This is a genomic window from Rhizobium mongolense subsp. loessense, from assembly GCF_900099775.1.
GTDB classification, from domain to species: Bacteria; Pseudomonadota; Alphaproteobacteria; order Rhizobiales; family Rhizobiaceae; genus Rhizobium; species Rhizobium loessense.
On sequence record NZ_FMTM01000004.1, the window covers coordinates 306,825 to 325,143 of the forward strand.

20 protein-coding genes and 1 riboswitch are annotated in these 18,319 nt (G+C 59.4%); of the genes, 11 read left to right on the forward strand and 9 right to left on the reverse strand.

The window, feature by feature from the left end; genetic code table 11:
- The first annotated feature begins 7 nt into the window (after positions 1 to 7).
- Positions 8 to 964 (forward strand): LysR family transcriptional regulator, encoded by a 957-nt coding sequence (locus BLP23_RS16430; RefSeq protein WP_233426726.1) that lies wholly within the window; start codon positions 8 to 10, stop codon positions 962 to 964.
- A 576-nt stretch (positions 965 to 1,540) separates the two neighbouring features.
- Here the strand turns inward: BLP23_RS16430 and BLP23_RS16440 are convergent.
- Together BLP23_RS16440 and BLP23_RS16445 are read right to left on the reverse strand one after the other, a co-directional pair.
- The gene (locus tag BLP23_RS16440; protein WP_092585856.1) at positions 1,541 to 1,990 is read right to left on the reverse strand and encodes a DoxX family protein; all 450 of its coding nucleotides are present in this window, start codon (positions 1,988 to 1,990) and stop codon (positions 1,541 to 1,543) included.
- Between the two features lie 282 nt (positions 1,991 to 2,272).
- Positions 2,273 to 2,617: a hypothetical protein gene (locus BLP23_RS16445; RefSeq protein WP_092585857.1), complete on the reverse strand. Its 345-nt coding sequence runs from the start codon at positions 2,615 to 2,617 to the stop codon at positions 2,273 to 2,275.
- Between the two features lie 367 nt (positions 2,618 to 2,984).
- On the opposite strand from BLP23_RS16445, the gene BLP23_RS16450 reads away from it, so the two are divergent.
- From BLP23_RS16450 to BLP23_RS16480, 7 genes are all read left to right on the forward strand, one after another.
- On the forward strand, positions 2,985 to 3,854 hold the full coding sequence (locus tag BLP23_RS16450; protein ID WP_092585859.1) for a hypothetical protein: 870 nt from the start codon (positions 2,985 to 2,987) through the stop codon (positions 3,852 to 3,854).
- Between the two features lie 135 nt (positions 3,855 to 3,989).
- A complete protein-coding gene (locus BLP23_RS16455) occupies positions 3,990 to 4,322 on the forward strand; it encodes a gamma-glutamylcyclotransferase family protein (protein ID WP_092585861.1) in 333 nt (110 codons plus the stop codon).
- A gap of 399 nt (positions 4,323 to 4,721) precedes the next feature.
- The gene (locus BLP23_RS16460) at positions 4,722 to 6,455 is read left to right on the forward strand and encodes a sensor histidine kinase (RefSeq protein WP_092585863.1); all 1,734 of its coding nucleotides are present in this window, start codon (positions 4,722 to 4,724) and stop codon (positions 6,453 to 6,455) included.
- Between the two features lie 171 nt (positions 6,456 to 6,626).
- Positions 6,627 to 6,869, forward strand: coding sequence for a hypothetical protein (locus tag BLP23_RS16465; RefSeq protein WP_092585865.1), 243 nt, complete (start codon positions 6,627 to 6,629; stop codon positions 6,867 to 6,869).
- Positions 6,870 to 7,162: 293 nt separating this feature from the next.
- The gene (locus BLP23_RS16470) at positions 7,163 to 7,465 is read left to right on the forward strand and encodes a hypothetical protein (protein WP_092585867.1); all 303 of its coding nucleotides are present in this window, start codon (positions 7,163 to 7,165) and stop codon (positions 7,463 to 7,465) included.
- A gap of 72 nt (positions 7,466 to 7,537) precedes the next feature.
- Positions 7,538 to 7,753: a hypothetical protein gene (locus BLP23_RS16475; RefSeq protein ID WP_092585869.1), complete on the forward strand. Its 216-nt coding sequence runs from the start codon at positions 7,538 to 7,540 to the stop codon at positions 7,751 to 7,753.
- Positions 7,754 to 7,835: 82 nt separating this feature from the next.
- Entirely contained in the window at positions 7,836 to 8,165 is a 330-nt protein-coding gene (locus BLP23_RS16480; protein WP_233426727.1) for a hypothetical protein, read from the forward strand.
- 154 nt (positions 8,166 to 8,319) lie between these two features.
- Here the strand turns inward: BLP23_RS16480 and ribB are convergent, their stop codons facing one another.
- The 7 genes from ribB to BLP23_RS16515 form a co-directional block, all read right to left on the reverse strand.
- Entirely contained in the window at positions 8,320 to 8,946 is a 627-nt protein-coding gene (gene ribB, locus BLP23_RS16485; protein ID WP_022712637.1) for a 3,4-dihydroxy-2-butanone-4-phosphate synthase, read from the reverse strand.
- Positions 8,947 to 9,061: 115 nt separating this feature from the next.
- A riboswitch (FMN riboswitch) is annotated at positions 9,062 to 9,206 on the reverse strand.
- Positions 9,207 to 9,312: 106 nt separating this feature from the next.
- Positions 9,313 to 10,095 (reverse strand): glucose 1-dehydrogenase, encoded by a 783-nt coding sequence (locus BLP23_RS16490; protein WP_092585873.1) that lies wholly within the window; start codon positions 10,093 to 10,095, stop codon positions 9,313 to 9,315.
- Positions 10,096 to 10,161: 66 nt separating this feature from the next.
- The gene (locus BLP23_RS34560) at positions 10,162 to 10,440 is read right to left on the reverse strand and encodes a hypothetical protein (protein ID WP_233426728.1); all 279 of its coding nucleotides are present in this window, start codon (positions 10,438 to 10,440) and stop codon (positions 10,162 to 10,164) included.
- A 4-nt stretch (positions 10,441 to 10,444) separates the two neighbouring features.
- A complete protein-coding gene (locus BLP23_RS16500) occupies positions 10,445 to 11,233 on the reverse strand; it encodes an SDR family oxidoreductase (RefSeq protein WP_092585875.1) in 789 nt (262 codons plus the stop codon).
- Between the two features lie 22 nt (positions 11,234 to 11,255).
- Positions 11,256 to 12,734 carry a sugar ABC transporter ATP-binding protein gene (locus BLP23_RS16505; RefSeq protein ID WP_092585877.1) on the reverse strand — a complete coding sequence of 493 codons (1,479 nt, stop codon included), beginning with the start codon at positions 12,732 to 12,734 and terminating at the stop codon, positions 11,256 to 11,258.
- 28 nt (positions 12,735 to 12,762) lie between these two features.
- Complete coding sequence (locus BLP23_RS16510; protein WP_040115964.1) at positions 12,763 to 13,692, reverse strand: sugar ABC transporter substrate-binding protein; 930 nt, start codon at positions 13,690 to 13,692, stop codon at positions 12,763 to 12,765.
- Between the two features lie 117 nt (positions 13,693 to 13,809).
- On the reverse strand, positions 13,810 to 14,790 hold the full coding sequence (locus tag BLP23_RS16515; protein WP_092585879.1) for an ABC transporter permease: 981 nt from the start codon (positions 14,788 to 14,790) through the stop codon (positions 13,810 to 13,812).
- 211 nt (positions 14,791 to 15,001) lie between these two features.
- On the opposite strand from BLP23_RS16515, the gene BLP23_RS16520 reads away from it, so the two are divergent.
- From BLP23_RS16520 to BLP23_RS16530, 3 genes are all read left to right on the forward strand, one after another.
- Complete coding sequence (locus BLP23_RS16520; protein ID WP_092585881.1) at positions 15,002 to 15,814, forward strand: transketolase; 813 nt, start codon at positions 15,002 to 15,004, stop codon at positions 15,812 to 15,814.
- Complete coding sequence (locus BLP23_RS16525) at positions 15,811 to 16,767, forward strand: transketolase family protein (protein ID WP_092585883.1); 957 nt, start codon at positions 15,811 to 15,813, stop codon at positions 16,765 to 16,767. The genes BLP23_RS16520 and BLP23_RS16525 overlap by 4 nt, the downstream gene beginning before the upstream one ends.
- Before the next feature lie 65 nt (positions 16,768 to 16,832).
- Positions 16,833 to 18,299 (forward strand): FGGY-family carbohydrate kinase, encoded by a 1,467-nt coding sequence (locus BLP23_RS16530; RefSeq protein ID WP_092585885.1) that lies wholly within the window; start codon positions 16,833 to 16,835, stop codon positions 18,297 to 18,299.
- The last annotated feature ends 20 nt before the right edge of the window (positions 18,300 to 18,319 follow it).

Genomic DNA, 18,319 nt, shown 5'->3' on the forward strand with positions numbered 1-18,319 from the left:
GAATATCATGTTTGAATATTATTCACACATGGGACCGGTCATGATTTCCAAAAACCGCAGTGCTGAAATGGAAGTCTTCGTCCGGGTGATTGAGGCCGGCAGCCTTTCGGAGGCGGGACGCCAACTCGGTCTCAGCCCGTCGGCCGTCAGCAAGCTTATTTCCAGACTGGAGACGCGGCTTGGGGTGCGGCTGCTGGCACGAACGGCCAGAGCGCTCACGGCAACCAGCGAAGGCGAGGCCTACTACGACCGCAGTCTGCAGATTCTCGCGGATATTGACGAGGCGGACCGCGCCGCGTCACAATCAGCCATTCCAACCGGCCGTCTGAGAGTGAATGCCTCGCTCGTGCTCGGAAACCATCTCCTCGTCCCTCTGCTGCCTGAATTCTTCGGCCGCTATCCGCAGATCCTCCTTGATCTTACGTTTACCGATGATGTGATTGATATTGTCGAGGAACGCGCCGATGTGGCAATCCGGTTGGGGCCTCTCACCAATTCCGGCCTCAAAACGCGGAAGCTGGGTGAAAGCCGCCGGTATGTTGTCGCCGCCCCCTCCTATCTTGCCCGTCACGGTGTGCCCGACACGCCACAGGAACTGGCCGATCATAATTGCCTCGGTTTTAATTTCCGCCGGACGCTCAGTCCGTGGCGTTTTGCTGAAGACACCGTCCAGCGTCCGTTGGCAGGCAGCGCGGAAGTCAACAATGGGGAGACACTGCGCCAGCTCGTTCTAGCCGGCGTTGGGCTGGGCCGTCTTGCGGCCTTCCATGTCGGCGAAGATATCGTGGCTGGCCGGTTGGTGCGAGTGCTCACCGACTACGACCCGCGTGATCCGGAGGAAGTCCATGCGGTCTTTGTTGACAAGCGGCACATGTCAGGGCGGCTGCGCGCCTTCATCGACTTCCTCGTTGAACAGGTCACACCCGCACTATCCGCGGTACCCGATAAATCGGTGTCTCCTTGACCCGCCATTAGAGCCTGACAAGAAGTTTACCAAAATTCTTTCCTTGAAGCAGGCCGATAAATGCGTCCGGAGCCTGCTCCACTTCGTCGACGATATCTTCCTTATATTTGATGACCCCTCGCGCAAGCCAATCGGCCATTTCCGCATAGAAAGCGGGATGCTCGGCTGGACATGTTGTTCCTGACGATGCCGATCGCCTGCAAAGGAACTTTGGCGCAATATGTAGGCCGTTTGCATAGACAGCACGATGGTAAGCGAGACGTCATGGTCGTTGACTATGTCGATAACACCGTTCCTGTGCTGGCCCGGATGGCTGCAAAGCGGCGAGTGGGTTATCGCGCGCTCTATGTCATCGAGTGATGGCGCCCAGCTGTGAGCGGAGCGCCATCACTCAACCCCTCGGAATCATGCGGAGCGGAATCCGCCGCAAACATCGGCAAAGTCGGCCTTAAGCGACCAACGCTGCGCATGATCCCGCTCTCTGCATAAGCGACATTTTGTGGAGCTCCACATAATGTCGGGTTCGGCGGCAACGGCGATGCCGTGCCCGCTTCCCCAGATGGTTAGAATTCGGAATCAGATCTGCTTGCCAAGTTTGGCATCTACAGACTGCGAATTCGATCCCCGAACCGCGAAGAACAAGAAAATGGCAGTCCAGAGGATCGATTTCTCGGCGCCACCAAGGCCTTCACCTCGCACAACACCATGGAAATAGACAGTGACCAGGAGCACGATCATTGCAGCGAAAGCGGCTGGCCGCGTGAACAGTCCGATTGCGATCAAAATGCCGCCGAAGAATTCGGTTGCTGCAAGCAACGGCGACCAGAAAAAACCGGGATAGAAGCCGAGACCTTCCACCATGCCGACAGCTCCGAAGGGATTCAGGATCTTGCCGTAGCCATGGGTCACCAGCAGTCCGCCGGCGATAACACGCAGAGCCGTTTCAGCGATGGTGTTAAATGGCATGTAAATTCTCTGAAGTGCCGGCACCATCGGGCGGGGTCGGCTATCGGCAAAATCTGTCATGGGTGACCTTTCCGTTCATTGTGATGCAACACATCTGCCGTGAACCGGTTCAAGAGCCAAGTCCGACGGGGTTAAAATATGACCGTGTGAGTTAACAATGACGTGATTTCGACGTCACAACAGCGAATGCGCGGGCGCAGCGGGCAGACGCTGCATATGGCCTGTTGCGAGCTCTGTCCTTGACCACAAGGTTCGGCCCGAAGAGTTTCGGAAACAAAGAGCCCGCCGCTCATGACAGCGGCGGGCCTTCGAAAGCTCTTACTAAGCTTCCAGGAAACAGATTTAGATCTCGGGGCATCCGCGCACGTTGGCAAATACCATCCGTGCGGGACCACGGCGCGTAAAGCCTTGGACCACGACGCTGCGTGGCGAGACACGAACGATACGAGCTCGACGGAGACCTGCGTCGCGTGCACTGTCAAGCGCGTCGTCCGGGTCGCATGCCCGGCGAGCCGGCCTATAGCGGCGATCGTAATACCGGTCCCGATCGCGGTCGCGATCGTAAAAACCAATTCCACCTGGACCTACCCGCAGTTCCAATTCCTGCGCAACCGCAAAGGAATGGCTGATCGTCACGCAACCCAGCGCGGCGATACCGATCAAAGCCGATTTAAAAATATAGCGCATTAGTGCCTCTCAAGTTCTTCAATGTGCAAATCCGGTGAGAAACAGACTAAGGAATTTTTGCTCCGCCCTGCGGCAAAAGACCCGGCTCCTCGTCAAGCCGGGCCTCTCCCAGTCCTCGCCTGCATCTCAGCGCGGTGCCGCCGTCTAGGCCCTCTCCCTATCATCGTCAAGAGGACCAAAAGCCTCGGTGACAGGGAGAATGCCGCCAGCGCCCAACCGATATTCTGACATGAGGAAATCCACCGACGCCGATGGAAATGACCTGCGCTTGGCCGCATGCGTGTCGAGCGTCGGAGGTAAATCTGATCGCAGCTGGCTGAACTGCGCGGCACGTCAGAGCGTTTCTCGAGGGAAAGTCGAGCTCACCATGTCGAACCGTCGAGAACACCAGACATCCGAAGGTGCCTTCAAAGAGAAGATCGGGCAAACCGCGTCATTTCCCTACGACCGATTGACGGTCGAGCGCTTCCGCGCGGCTTTTCCCCAAGCGCGGTGGAGCGATGACCTCAAGGCATGGTTCGTTCCCGGGAAAACTGCCGGTCGCCGGATCGCCCGCTGGCGGGCGCGTGAGGCAACGCAGGTCGAGGCCTATGCGGACGAGAAGGGACGCGACGCCTTCCAGTTCGATCCGATCGAAAGTCCATATCTGGAGGTCGGGGAGGCGGGCTTACGGGTAAGGACGCCGTTTTCCCGGACTGTCGTCGATGAGCTGCGCGAAGTTCCCTGGGCCCATTGGGACAGCGATCTTAGGGTCTGGCATGTGCCCTTCCGGTCGTTCGACGACCTAAGGCGGCGATGGGCGACGATCGAGGCGGCGGCCCGGCGCAACGAGCCCGAAGAACGAAAGCGCAGGGCCGACGCGCGAAAGGGAACCGAGGACGACAGGCGCGCCCGACTTCGCTCGGCCGAGAGGAGGCGTCGTCGCTATCCGCTGGCGAGCAACGGCCTGCCGCCGTTGCAGCGCCCCGTGGCGACCGAACAGTACGGTGTCATCGTCTTCACGGAGATCACCGGCGAACTGGTCGAGCCAGATACCGTTGCGGATTTCTATCCGGGTGCGACGGAAGACCACGTCTGGGGACTGTGGCGGACGCCGACGCTTGACGAACTGATCAACACATGGCCCAAAAAACCGGTTCCAGAAAACCGGAGGCGAGAATGGTGGCTTCCGAGCATCGATGAACTGAGGTCCGCCCGCCGGCTGGCGCGCGCCCGGGAACGGCGCAGACGAAAGTAATTGAGTGCATTCATGTACATCGGCATAAGGGGTGCCTAAATTCGAGTTTGATGCGCGACTGCGAAGGTCTGCCTGCGTCACGCATCGCGAGCGAACCAGGTGTCTGCTCGCAGACCTATTGGACAGGGTGACACGATGACCATTGAACACCGGCTTGCAACCTACGGATCGCTGGCCCCCGGCCGGGTGAACCATCACCAGCTCGCCGGCCTTGAAGGAACCTGGCGGAAGGGGACGGTTCGAGGGACTCTCGTGGAATCGGGATGGGGAGCTGCCCTTGGTTTTCCAGGCTTGCTGCTCGATGAAGGCGGCGCGGCAGTGGACGTGCTTTTGTTCGAGTCACTGGATCTCCCGGACCACTGGGAACGGCTCGACGCATTCGAAGGCGCGGGGTATCGCCGTGAACGGGCGAAGATCAGTACGCCGGATGGGCAAATTGAGGCCTTTATTTACGTGCTCGCGCCCTAGGCGCGTCGCTCCAGCTTCCATTCGAACTCGCTCCAGGTCCGAGACCTTCGAGCGCCAATTGATCTGCATCGGCGCATGCTGGATGGATGTAAGATTTTCTTTGGTTTCCGACATGTGATCTTTGCAGCATCCACTGCAACTTCGACTGCCGTCCTCAGCCTCTTTCTCCAGCAGTCAGTTCGCCTTGGCCGTGCGCGTTGCTGATGACGGCGATTCTTTCATGAGCGGCTTCCCATTTTGGTTTCCTAAACTAAGGGCATCTCATTCAGGGCCTTCTGAAGGCGTTCCGGCATGGACGGCGATCCAGTTACGAATGACACACATGGATAGTCAGGCCTGAATAGTCATGCTATCGAAATCCGGTTGGGGAAGGATCCATACGATCCAAAGGGCGGAAGAATGAGACTGAAGCTCGTTGCAGTCGCGGTTGCGGCGCTAGCGCCAGTTGTCGCGATGCTCGTTTATAACGAAGTAGAGACACGCCTTCAGCGCAACGAGGAAATCAGGGGCAACGCTGCGCAGGCCGCGCGGCTGGCGGCTTCCGAAGTCGAACGGATCATCGAAGGGCTGCATGGTCTTCTCGTCGCCGTCGCCTCAATGCCCGCGATCCAGGATCTCGACGCGGCGGCTTGCGACCAGGCCCTTCGGTCGGTCGCCTCGAGCGTGTCCAATATTCGCACGATTTTTGTGACCGACTTGACGGGGCATCCTGTCTGCGGCAGCGTCGAGCCGCCGAGTGGCGTCCGGTTCGCGGATCGGGACTACTTCAGGCAAGCCCTGGCGTCAGGCCGGTTTGTGGTCGGAACCTACACGGACAGCCGGATGTCGAAGGGCGCAGTCCTTCCGGTAGCGATGCCGCTGATGAAGGAGGGGGTCGCCCAACGTGTGCTGGTGACGGGCCTGCGCTTGGAGTGGCTGCAGGACAGGATCGCCGAACGCGACGTAGAGGGTGGCAACGCCATAACGATCGCGGACGGCAAGGGGACGATACTGGCACGCGTGCCATATCCCGAGCGCTTTGTCGGAACCGCCATACCTGCTGCCTTTCAACACCTGATCTATGCGGATTTTCCAGGTATCATCGAGGTGACAGGACAGGACGGTATCGAACGGATCCTTGGATATCGCCCGATCAAGCTTCCAAACAGCCCGCTCTACATCGGCGCCGGCATCTCGAAGGAAGAGGCATTCGCACCGATCAACCGAGCGACGGAAGTCAACGCGCTGTCCATCATTGGCGGTGCACTGCTCGCCTTTCTGGCCGCCGTTCTCATAGGCAACCGGTTTATAGTGAGACCGATCCACCACATCGCTCGCGTTATGGGAGACTGGCGCGCCGGCAGGACCGACGCGCGCACGGGAATGAATCCGGCGAAAGATGAACTCGGTGCTGTGGGTGCCACACTAGACAGTCTTCTTGACGAGCTGGACGCCCGGCACCGGCAAGCGAAGGAGGCAGAGGACGAAAGAGACCTGCTGTCGCGGGAGATGGCCCATAGAGTCAAGAACGGCTACGCTTTAGTGCAGGCGATCGCCCGACAGAGTTTTGCAAAGAGCGATCCTTCGCGTTATGCCGTGTTCTCCGAAAGGCTAACGGCACTGGCAGGAGCCTACGACCTCATTCTCACAAGAGAGGCCCATTCGGCGGATATGTCCGAGACGATCCGAAAGTCGCTGCGTCCCCACCATGAGGTCGATGCCAGCCGAATGGAAGTAACAGGTCCACAGGTTTCTCTACCGGCGGAACTCACGCTGGCCTTGTCGCTGGTCGTGCACGAGCTCGGCACGAACGCGATGAAATACGGCGCACTCAGCACCGACGAGGGCCGGATTGTCGTCAACTGGACCCTCACGGACCGGCGGGTCCTGCTGACTTGGCAGGAATCAGGGGGGCCTGAGGTCACACGGCCCAACGCCAGAGGGTTCGGCTCGGTGCTAATCGAAAAGGCCTTCCCGGCAAAATATCAGGCAAAAAGCCTTTTCACCTACGGGACCAGCGGCCTGATATTTGAACTGGCATTTTTTCTGCCGCCAGATCCGACGGATGATCATCCGGCGACGTCTTTCCAGGTTGCCGGCGCAAAAAGCGAGGATGGCGCACTCGAGAATCCGCGCAAAGCGGGCCACGTTTGAGAAAGGCGGCTGCTCCGAGGAACCGTCAAAGGCCATAAAGCCCGTCTGCATGCAGGTTGTTTGCAGACCTGCCTGAGGTCCAGGTCGTTCGCCCTGAATAAGGAGCGCCTTCTTGCGTTGAAGAAAATTCCGCCCGACCTAGCATTTAGTCTCAGGAATGGGAGGTCAATCATGCTGCAAAGACTGGTGCGGGAACCCGATTTTGCCGTGCTCTCGCGGGCTGTCGGTGAATGGTATCACTATTATCAGGTCGCTCCTGATGAGAAGACAACGGATTTCCTATGTGCTGCTGCCCTTGCATTCTTTGATGACGGTTATCGCACCTCAGACGACATCGCGACACTGCTCATCGGCACCCACATCGGAGAGGTGGCGACACGCGTGAACGCGCGGTCTTCGTCGGCGATTCACTAGCGCCTCGCCGGCTGCTGCCTCGGCACCGAAATGATGTGAGTGGCAACTGACGAGGTTCTGTCGGTAGCGGATCTCGATCAAGGTGCTCTGCCTGATATCGACGTCGCGTGTTCAATCGGGCTGATCCGGCAAATGCGGCTCGCTTGCCAGTCGGGTGTATTTTAGCATCTTCGAAAGATTTCATTTGCTTTGCTTCCGGTGGCAGCGCATGGTTCCCGCCTCCAGCAGTCATCATCACGGGCGCTGCTGTTTGAGGGAAGCCATGCCCTTGCCCCGACCGAAAGGAGGACCTGATGTCTTCCGAATTTTCTACGAAATATCTGACGAGCCAAGACCTCGGCATGCTGCAGCAGGTGCTGAGTGATGCTGGCTATTCAGACGATATTCTGATCGAACCGCCTCGGCCCTTCAATGCAGCAGCCAAGCTGATGATCCGCCTCTTTCAACAGGGAATGACGGATCCCACCGACCTTGCCAATGAACTTGATCGGCAATTCGGGAAGTCTCGGAAGATCGAGAGGGCTTTTGCAGGTTCACCGCTTCATCGCTTCGCGATCCAAGGTCTTCCGGCACAGCTCCGTTCTGTTGTGCATTAACGCCCTCAAAGGCGAGGCTCGATCATGCGGCGGCAGAACTGGCGAACGCTTTGATAGACGAGGAAGTGGACGATGTTTGAAGGCAGCAGAAGGGAACTGGACGACTGGCAAGCTGAAAACATGGGCGCGCTAGCGCCAAAAACTGGAAAGTTGCTGGGTGACAATCCGTATGACCCCCAAACGGATCCGGTTCGCTACAGGCTTTGGAGAGATGCGTACTTTAAGGCCCAGAACGAGATCGACGGCTTTAAGCAGGACCCCGCATTGCTCCGAAGCCTGCGCTCGTGAAATCCAACTTTGATGATGGCGGTGCTGGTCGCCAGCGCGGCCTTTCCACCAATCACTGGCACAAGGAAGCTGAAAAGGACCTTTGAGCCGCACCGCCGACATTACGTCGTACGACCGAGGAAAATCAATGTCGCTTAAAATGCGCCCGAACATGCCGCCGTTCGTCACCAATGAAAACGGCCATATCCCAATGACCGACATTGCGGCGAACTGGCTCGTGATCGTGACGCGCGAGGCTTTGGAACGAGTAGCGTCGCCACCCGAAGCGTCGCTGGAGCGCCTGCTGGCATATGCCGACACCTTCGGCGAGGTCGCCACATATAAATTGGAGCACGGCCGCGCGGGCGAAGAGGAAACCATCTGGGTTCAAAGCACGGATGTTGTCGAATGGCGAAGCACACAATCTGTGTAAGTCCTTCGACTGTGCGGGCCGCAACCAGGCGTTCGCCCGCCTTTCGATGAACGATACGCTCGTATCGTTCATCGGAAGGTCGAGAGGCCGGACCAGATTCGAGCGGCGACGGAGGAAGGCCGCTCAAACCTAAAAGAAGACGGGCAACCGGCTTTCAGGCTGCCTTAACGGGAACACTCGCCGCCCTGTAAGCGATCAAGTCTTCGATGGTGATCAGATGGAGGCCATGTCGTTCAGAAAACCGTTCGAGTTCGGGAAGGCGTGCCATCGTGCCATCGTCGTTGGCCACTTCGCAAATCACGCCGGAGGGAGAGAGACCCGCAAGCTTGGCGAGATCCACCGCTGCTTCGGTGTGGCCAGGGCGGGAAAGAACACCGTTCGGGTGGGCTCGAAGCGGAAAGATATGACCTGGCCGGGCAAAATCCTCGGGGCGAGAACCTGTTCTGACGAGTGCTTGAACGGTGGCAGCCCTGTCGGCGGCCGATATCCCAGTTGTCGTTTCGGGAATGTAGTCCACGGAGACGGTGAAGGCAGTCTTCAGCACCTCGGTGTTGCGTGGAACCATCAATGGAATATCGAGCTCGTCGAGCCTGTCGCCTTCCATCGCAACGCAGATAAGGCCACGGGCGTGGTTCATCATGAACGCGATCGCTTGCGGAGTGACGGCCTGCGACGCGATCACGAGATCGCCTTCGTTTTCCCGGTCACGGTCATCGACAACGACGACGATCTCGCCCCGCGCAATAGCGGCGACCGCATCGTCGATTTTGGAAATTGCCATTTTCTTGCCTTTCAAGGGTTAGCCGTTGTGTGCGGCGTGCATGGCCTGTCAAAGCCACCATTTTCCCTTGGGCGAACAAGCATAGGAAACGCCGCGCTTGAGGCGGCGTCCGCTGCATTGCTCTCTTCCATCCGGACTGTGACCGTCGGCTCCGGCATCTCACCGGATCTGCTGACCCTCCGCATCCACGAAGGCGCTCGCGGGCTCCGAGTTGCCTCGATACCGCCGGTGGGGAATTGCACCCCGCCCTGAGAACGCATGTAACATAGAGGATCGATGCCGTATTATGCAAGAGGCTGCCGGCTGCCGTCCCATCGAGAATCTGTTTTTCGCGGTGAACGCATCGTTCCTCATTGTCGAATGAAGCTACGACATGATCAGACCGCCATCGACGTTGATCGTCTGGCCGGTGATGTAGGCCGCATCGTCGCTGGCAAGGAAGGTGACGAGACCGGCGACATCCTCGCCGGATCCTGCCCGCTTCATGGGAATCCCTTCGACCCACTCTTTCATGAGTTCTCCAGGACCGTAGTTGCCGAGGAGTTTTCCCCAGGCCTGATCGTTATAGGCCCACATGTCCGTTTCGATGATACCGGGGCAGAAGGCATTCACGGTGATGTTTTCGGTCGCCACTTCCTTGGCAAGGCTCTGGGTGATCCCGACGACGCCCATCTTTGAAGCGGCGTAGTGTGGTGTGTAGATGAACCCGTTGCGGGCTTGGCCGGAGGCGGTGTTGATGATGCGGCCGCCGCGTCGATGCCGGCGCATGCGCAGAATTGCTTCCTGCGCGCACAAGAAGACGCCCTTGGTGTTGACGGCCATGACCCTGTCCCACTCGCCTTCCGTCATGTCTTCGATGCGGGCGATGGTGATGACGCCGGCGTTCTGGATAGACACCTCGACAGTGCCGAAAGCTTTCTCCGCTGCGTCATAGAGAGCCTTCACGCTGGCCTTGTCGGTGACGTCTCCGACGAAGGAGATAGCATTGCCGGCATCGGCTTTGATTTGCTCGGCGACTGCATGGACCGCTTCTTCGTTTGCCGAGACCACGAGATTGGCGCCTTCTTTCGCAAACCGCTTGGCGATCGCTGCGCCGATCCCGCGGCTGGCTCCCGTGATGACGACGGTCTTGTTTTCGAAGCGTTTCATTCTCTCTTCCTTTCCCGTGCCAGGCCATATCGGTCGTCGACCGCAGAGGCGGCAGTTCCTGTTGCGTCATGCTGCCTTCAAGCGGCTGCAGAAATGATCTTGGCCTGGTGAGCCGCAGTGGCCGTCTGCTTTGCAGGCCTGGCGCCTTTCGCTGGCGGTGTCGGGTGACGGCCATCGCGGTCGAACCCTTCGAGCGCGCTTGGCGGAGTTTTCGATCGGCGTGAAGGGCGAGCGGACGACGATGTCGCACGCCGCCTCGCTCGTAAGTCCCTTCAGCGCCTCGATCTCGGCCAGGGAGGAAGCGAGACCGTGTATTTTCCAGCTGCCGGCAATCAGCTTTGGCATGGCATCACCAGCAGCAGAAACCGCCGTCGACAAGCAGATCGACGCCTGTCACGAAACTTGCCGCATTCGAAAGCAGGAACACGGCCGGACCGACCATCTCGTCGACCGTTGCCATGCGCTGCATCGGCGTCTGCTCTTCGAAGAGCTTGGTCTGATGGACCATCTCGGGACGCGTGTTCATCGGTGTCGCCGTGTATCCGGGCGAGATCGTGTTGACGCGGATGCCACGGCCGACCCATTCCATCGCCATGGACTTCGACATATGGATCACGCCGGCCTTGGAAGCGTTATAGTGCGCCTGGCTCAGTCCCCGGTTGACGATCACGCCGGACATGGACGCGATATTGACGATGGACCCGCGTCCGTTCTTCAACATGGCGCGGGCCTCGGCCTGGCAAGAAAGGAAGACCCCTTTCAGGTTGATGTCCATCAGCGTCTGGTACTGATCCTCTTCCATCTCTTCGGCCGGGTTGGCGTTGGCGATACCCGCGGCGTTGACGGCGAGGGTCAGTACGCCGAGCTCCGCCTCGGTGCGTGCCACCGCCGCGCTGAGGGATGACTTGCGCGTGACGTCCGCTTCGATCTGGATGGAGCGGCGACCGGCGGCCTGAATGTGCCTGGCCGTGTTGGCAAGGCCGTCGTCGGTTCGGCGGTCGAGCAGGGCGACGTCGGCGCCGCACTGTGCAAGACCCATGGCAATGCGCTGCCCAATTCCGCTGCCGGCTCCGGTCACGATGGCAACCTGGCCGCTGAGATCGAAAAGCTTCGGGGCGTTCAGAGTGATGTCGGACACCGCTCTTCCTTTCTCTGTCTATTTAGATTGTAGCGAGCTCCATGACCGAGACGTCGTTTGCCTCGTCACGATTGAGAATGCCTGCCTGCTTGCCCTGGGCAAGCACGAGAATGCGATTTGAGACGCCGAGAACTTCCTCGAGGTCCGAGCTCACGACGATGACCGCTACGCCCTGTTTTGCAAGATTGACGATGATCTCGTAGATGCCCGCTCGGGCGCCGACGTCGATGCCTCTCGTGGGTTCGTCGAGGACCACGACCTTGGGATTGCGCATGAGCCATTTCGCGATGACGACCTTTTGCTGGTTGCCGCCGGACAGGTCCGAAGCATGTTGCTCTGCGCGACCCTTTACGCCGAACTTGGCAACCGCCTTCTCCGCGAACGCGCGCTTGACGCGCGGTGTAATCCAACGCCCACCCAACATGTCGAGATTGGCGTAGATAATGTTCTCGCCGATCCGGTGCTCGACCACCAGGCCCTGGTCCTTGCGATCTTCCGGAACCATTACGATGCCTTTGGCGATCGCGTCGGCAGGATCGCGGAGCCTGAGTTCTTCGCCTTCCAGCTTGATGACGCCGGCACCGATCGGATCCGCTCCTGAAATGGCCCGCACAAGTTCCGTGCGGCCGGCGCCGACCAGTCCGGCAATTCCAAGGATTTCGCCTGCCTTTACGTCGAAGGTAACGTCGCGGAACGAATTGTCCGGAGAACTCAGTCCCGATACCTGAAGTACCGTATGGTCCCTCGCAACGGGCAGGGTCGGGAACAGACGGTCGAGCGAACGTCCGACCATGCTCTCGACAATCGTGCGCACGGGCGTCGCGCTGTCGGCGAATTCCTGCACGCGCTCCCCGTCGCGAAGCACGACGATACGGTCGGTAATCTGCCTGATCTCCTCCATGCGGTGGGAGATGTAGATGATCCCCACGCCTTCGGACCGAAGCTTTCGGACCTGTTCGAAAAGAGCTTCCGTCTCCGCGCCACCGAGTGCTGCGGTCGGCTCGTCCAGGATCAGGAGCTTGGCATTCAGAGCCAACGCTTTTGCGATCTCGATGAGCTGCTGATTTGCGGTCGAAAGGCCGGCGACTCTCCGCGTTGCCGGTATATGAAGGTTCAGGCGAGCGAGCTGCTCCGTTGCACGGCGAACCATCTGGGCGCGGTCGACGACGCCGTTCTTCATGGGCCAGCGTCCGATGAAGACGTTTTCTGCGATGGAAAGCTGCGGAAGGAGTTGCAGCTCCTGGTGGATCAGCACGACACCCTTGTCGATCGCCTCCCTTGGGGTGGCCGGGGCATAAGACTGTCCCAGCCATGTCATTGATCCTTCGGAGGGCGTGCGTGATCCGGCGATGATGCCGGAAAGCGTTGACTTGCCCGCTCCGTTCTCACCCAGAAGTGCGACAACTTCGCCCGGATAGACGTCAAGGCTGACATTCCTCAGAACCTGGAGCGATCCATATCGCTTGGATATGCCCCTCAGGGAAAGAACCGGATCGGTCACGGCACGCCTCCTCAAGACCTCGACTTTGTTACGGGTGGCTCGCGATGAAACCTGCGACGTTTTCCTTGGTCGTCAGCGTGGCATCCAAGAGCTGTACCGGCGGTACCTTCTCCCCGGCGACGAGCTTGGCGGCATTTGCGACCGCGTCGCGTCCCATCTTCTGCGTTTGCTGCGTTGCAGTCACGTCGAAGACACCCTTGCTGAGCGCTTCGAGGGCTGCTGTGTCACCATCGAAGCCGCCCACCACGATCTTCTGGGAGGGATTGGCGACCTTGATTGCCTGCGCAGCGCCAAGTGCGAGTGCGTCGGCTTGGGCAAATACGATCGAGACGTCGGGATTTGCCTGGAGCATGTTCTGCATGATCTGGAATCCTTCGTCCTGGCTCCAGATGTTAGAGTACTGCTCGGCAACAACCTTCACGTCCGGATTGGCCTTGAGGGATTCAGCGCACCCCTTGGAGCGGTCGACCTCCGGGGTCGTGCCCTTCTGGCCATGGATGATGACCATTTTGCCCTTGCCGCCGGCTTGCTTGAGAATGTAGTCGCAGACGGCCTTGGCGGACGCGACGGAATCCGTTGCAAGGAAAGTGTCGCCGGGTGCTCCGTCGGCGTTTCGGTCGACGTTCACCACCGGAACGCCGGCATTCTTGGCAAGCTTGACCGGAACGGTCGCTGCGGCCGCACCCGCCGGAATGTAGATCAGTGCGTCGATGTTCTGGGTCAGAAGGTCCTGGATCTGGTTGACCTGCGTCGGTCCGTCGCCCTTCGCGTCGACCGTGACGACTTCGATGCCATGCTTCTTGGCTTCGTCCTCGACGGACTGCTTGATCTGATTGAAGAAGTTTGCCTGAAGGTTGGCAACGGCCAGGCCGAGCTTCTTCAGCTCCGCCGCATGTACGGGCCCGAGCGTGAGACCAAGTAGTGCGGCAGACGCGAGCATGGTGCGCGCAATTTTCATCTTAATTCCTCCGTTGTTTGATGGAACCCTCGGGTAATTCCTCCCCCTCGGGGTATTGATCCGCCCCAACCCTTGGGGACGGAGTTCGTGGATCGGCCCAACTCGGCGGCCGGCTCGTCAGGCGCGACGCCGACGAATTGTCTCCGCGCCGACCGCAAGCACGATGACGATGCCGATGATCACCTGCTGAAGGAACGGCGAGACATTGAGAAGATTGAGACCGTTACGAAGGACGCCGATGATGAGAACACCGATGAGCGTCCCCCCGATGCCGCCGGCGCCGCCAGAGAGGGAAGTCCCGCCGATGACGACTGCAGCGATGGTGTCCAACTCGTAGCCAAAGCCACTGGACGGCTGGACCGAGTCCAGGCGGGCCGCGAGCACGATGCCTGCTAGTCCTGCAAGGACTGCGCTGATTACATAGACGCCGATCGTCACGAGCTGGACGTTGATGCCCGCCAGGCGGGCGACCTCCGGATTTCCGCCTACGGCGTAGAGCATTCGACCTTCGGAACGAAAGTGCAGGAACAGCCAAGCGGCAAGGACGACGGCAAGCATCAGAAAGACGGTGGCCGTCAGCACACCGAAATGCCGATCGATTGCGAGCATCATGAACCAGTCAGGGAATCCCACGATCTGCTGACCGTCGGTGATCATGTTTGCGACGCCGCGAGCCGCGGACATCATGGCCAGAGTGGCGATGAACGCCGGAACTCTGAACTGCGTCACCAGCAGGCCTACGATCAGCCCCGAAAAGGCGGATGCGATCAGACCGAAAGCGATTCCGACGGGAAGCGGAAGGCCGGCGATGTTGGCAGTCCAGCCCATGACCATCATCGCAAGGGCAAGAACCGAACCGACCGACAGGTCAATGCCGCCGATGAGGATGACGAAGGTCATTCCAACGGCCATGATGCCAAGGACTGTGATCTGATCGAGGATATTGAGGCCGTTTCGAACCGAGAGAAACGCGTCTGTGCTGAAGCTCAGGAAGACGCAAAGCGCGAGCAACCCGACGAGCGGGCCAGTGGCTCCCTTGAGCTTGTTCACCCAGGTGCCGGATGAAAGCCTCTGTTCATTGATGTCGAGCGCCACCATCGTTCCTCCCTGGGTCTAGCTGGTAGCCAATATTTGTGCAGGCAAGAATAAATATTCACGCCCGTCGGAAAATTCATTAACAAGTTGATTTGCGGCTGTCAACAGCATTTGTCCGCCGCCATCGGTGTGCGATCTTCGCGCAAGGGGCTTGACTAAACGACATCATATGCAAAAATATTGCCTACTGAATATTTATGCACATGAGGAATCCATGGATACCACAGAACTTGAGCGCCTCGCTCGCGAGATCCGATTGCGCGATCTTCGGGCAGTTTTTGAAGCAGGCGCCGGCCACATCGGCGGCGAGATGTCGGTCATCGACATCCTCACGGCCCTCTACTTCCGCGTCCTCAAAGTCTGGCCGGACCAGCCGAAGCATCCCGATCGAGACAGGTTCGTCCTTTCCAAGGGGCATACGGCGTGCGCCCTGTACGTAACCCTGGCAAAGCGCGGTTTCATTCCCGAAGAGGAGATTTCCACCTTTCTGCAGCCGCACTCGAGACTGAATGGACATCCCAACTGCAACAAGGTTCCAGGCGTCGAAACGAATACCGGTCCGCTCGGCCATGGCCTGCCGGTTTCGGTGGGCATGGCGAAGGCCGCCAAGCTCTCCGGCGCGATGTATCATACGTACGTTGTCACCGGCGACGGCGAGATGCAGGAGGGTTCCAACTGGGAGGCAATCATGGCAGCCGCCCAATTCAAGCTGAATAACCTGACGTTGATCGTCGACCACAACAGGTTCCAGCAGGGTGCGGCCCTGGCCGACACCAACGACATCGCTCCACTTCGTCCGAAACTGGAAGCATTCGGCTGGGAGGTGACCGAGATTGACGGTAACAATATGCACGAGATCGTTCCTGCGCTCGAATATCGAGGCGACCGTCCGCATTGCATTGTCGCGCACACGAACAAGGGACAAGGGATCTCGTTCATGCAGGATCGTGTCGACTGGCATCACAAGGTTCCCAACAAGGAACAATACGAAATCGCAGTGGCAGAACTGTCGGAGGCACTGTCATGAACGCCCCAGTAAACGCACCCAAGCTTTACGACTGCCGCGACGCGTTCGCAGCGACGCTCGAACGCCTGGCGAGCGAGAACGAGAAAGTTGTAGCGGTCTGCAATGACTCGGTAGGCTCGTCGAAGCTTGGCGGCTTCAGGTCGAAATTTCCCGAGCGCCTGGTCAACGTCGGCATCGCGGAACAGAACATGGTCGGCGTTGGAGCAGGCCTCGCCAACGGCGGGCACCTACCATATGTCTGCGGCGCCTCTCCGTTCCTGACCGGAAGATCGCTTGAACAGATCAAGGCGGACATCTCTTACTCGAACGCGAATGTTAAGCTCGTCGGCATCTCCTCTGGAATGGCATATGGCGAGCTCGGTCCGACCCATCATTCGATCGAGGATTTCGCCTGGACGCGAGTGCTGCCGAACCTTCCTGTCATTGCGCCCTGCGACCGCATCGAGACCGCCGCGGCCGTCGAGTGGGCGGCGACCTACCACGGGCCATGCTTCCTGAGGCTTTCGCGCGTGGGCGTGCCCGACCTTCTTGCAGAAGGTCACAAGTTCGAGCTTGGCAAGGCAAATCTTCTGCGCGAAGGTTTCGACGTCACACTCATTGCGAACGGCACATTGACTCACCGCATGCTGAAAGCTGCCGAAATCCTCACGCAACGTGGCATTCAGGCCAGGGTCCTCAACCTCGCGACGGTTCGCCCCATAGACGAGGATGCCATCATTGCCGCTGCCAAGGAAACCGGAGCGATTGTGACGGCAGAAGAGCATTCGATTTTCGGCGGGCTGGGCTCTGCAGTCGCCGAGGTGGTGGTCGATCATGCGCCTGTTCCGATGAAGCGCCTGGGCGTTCCGGGCGTCTATGCTCCGACCGGTTCGGCTGAGTTCCTTCTCGATGAATTCGGCATGGCCCCGTCGGCAATCGCGGATGCTGCCCAAGTGCTTATCAAGCGCAAGTAACCCGGTTGCACGCGATCGAGCCGGGGCGCTCAGCCGCCCCGGACTTTTCATTTGTGGAGGATACGATGCTCGCTATTCTGGCGATCGATCAGGGCACGACCAATTCAAAGGCAGTTCTGGTTTCCGAAAAGGGCGAAGTCCTCGGCAGAGGCGCGGCGGCTGTGGGGATTTCCTATCCGAAGCCCGGCTGGGTCGAACAAGAGCCGAACCGTCTCTACACGTCTGTTTGCGAGGCGATCGAGGTCTGCCTGAAAGCGGCCCCGGACGTGACCATTGCGGCTGTTGCAATTTCCAATCAGCGCGAGTCGGTCACGGTTTGGGATGCTGAGACGGGAGAAGCGCTCGGACCGGTCCTCAGTTGGCAATGCAGGCGCACGGCACCTGATTGTGAGCGTCTTCTCGCCGAAGGACATCTGGGTCGCGTGAAGGCGCTCACGGGCCTACCCCTCGACCCAATGTTCCCAGGTTCGAAATTCCGATGGTTGCTTGATCGTGTGCCGAGCGGCCGACAAGTGCGGTTGGGAACGATCGACAGTTGGCTCGTACACTGCATGACCGGCGCATGCCGGCACGTGTGCGATGCCTCGAACGCCGCCAGGAGCCAATTGTTCGACCTTGAGGAGCAGACCTGGAGCAAGGAGCTCGGCGAAATTTTCGGTGTCGATACCGCACTCCTCCCGGAGGTGCTCGACAGTTCTGCCGATTTCGGGACAACAAAGGGGCTAAAGGGTGTACCGGACGGCACCCCTATCAGGGCAGCGATCGGGGACAGCCATGCGGCCCTGTTCGGCCACGGGGCGTTTGAACCTGGTGATGGAAAGATAACCTTTGGAACGGGGTCTTCGGTGATGACGACCCTTCCGCGGTTCATCGCCCCACGCAACGGCATCACGACCACCGTCGCCTGGCGCATCGGCGGAACGCCGACTTTTGCTTTCGAAGGTAACATCCTCGTTTCTGCTGCGAGCCTTCCATGGATGGCCGGCATTCTCGGCCTTGCGGACGTCGCTACGCTGATCGACCTCGCGGCGACCGCCGAAGCAGGCGGACCAGGATTCGTGCCAGCCTTCGTAGGGCTGGGCGCACCTTACTGGAACTCTGACGCTCGCGCGCTTTTCTCTCAGATCAATTTCAGTACGACGCGTGCGCAGATGGCACGTTCGGTGACCGATTCGATCGCGTTTCAGGTCCACGACGTGATCGCGGCAATGCGAGCACAGAGTGGCGGTGAACTCGGCGCCCTTTATGTCGACGGCGGACCAAGCCAAAACCGCTTCCTGATGCAGTGCGTGTCGAACCTTGTCGAACACGCCGTCATCCAATGCGAGGCCCCCGAGGCGTCGGCCCTTGGCGCCGCATATCTGGCCGGACTGTCGCTTGGACTGTGGCGCGATCTTGAAGTCATCGCTGGATTACCCAGAAGCACGCAGATCATTGCTCCGGAACCTGTGGACCGGGCAGCGCTCCTGAATACCTGGAATGATGCTCTCGCCCGCTCGACGTCGCGCCAAACAATGGCTAAAGGTGAATAAAAATTCCCACCGGGATCAGC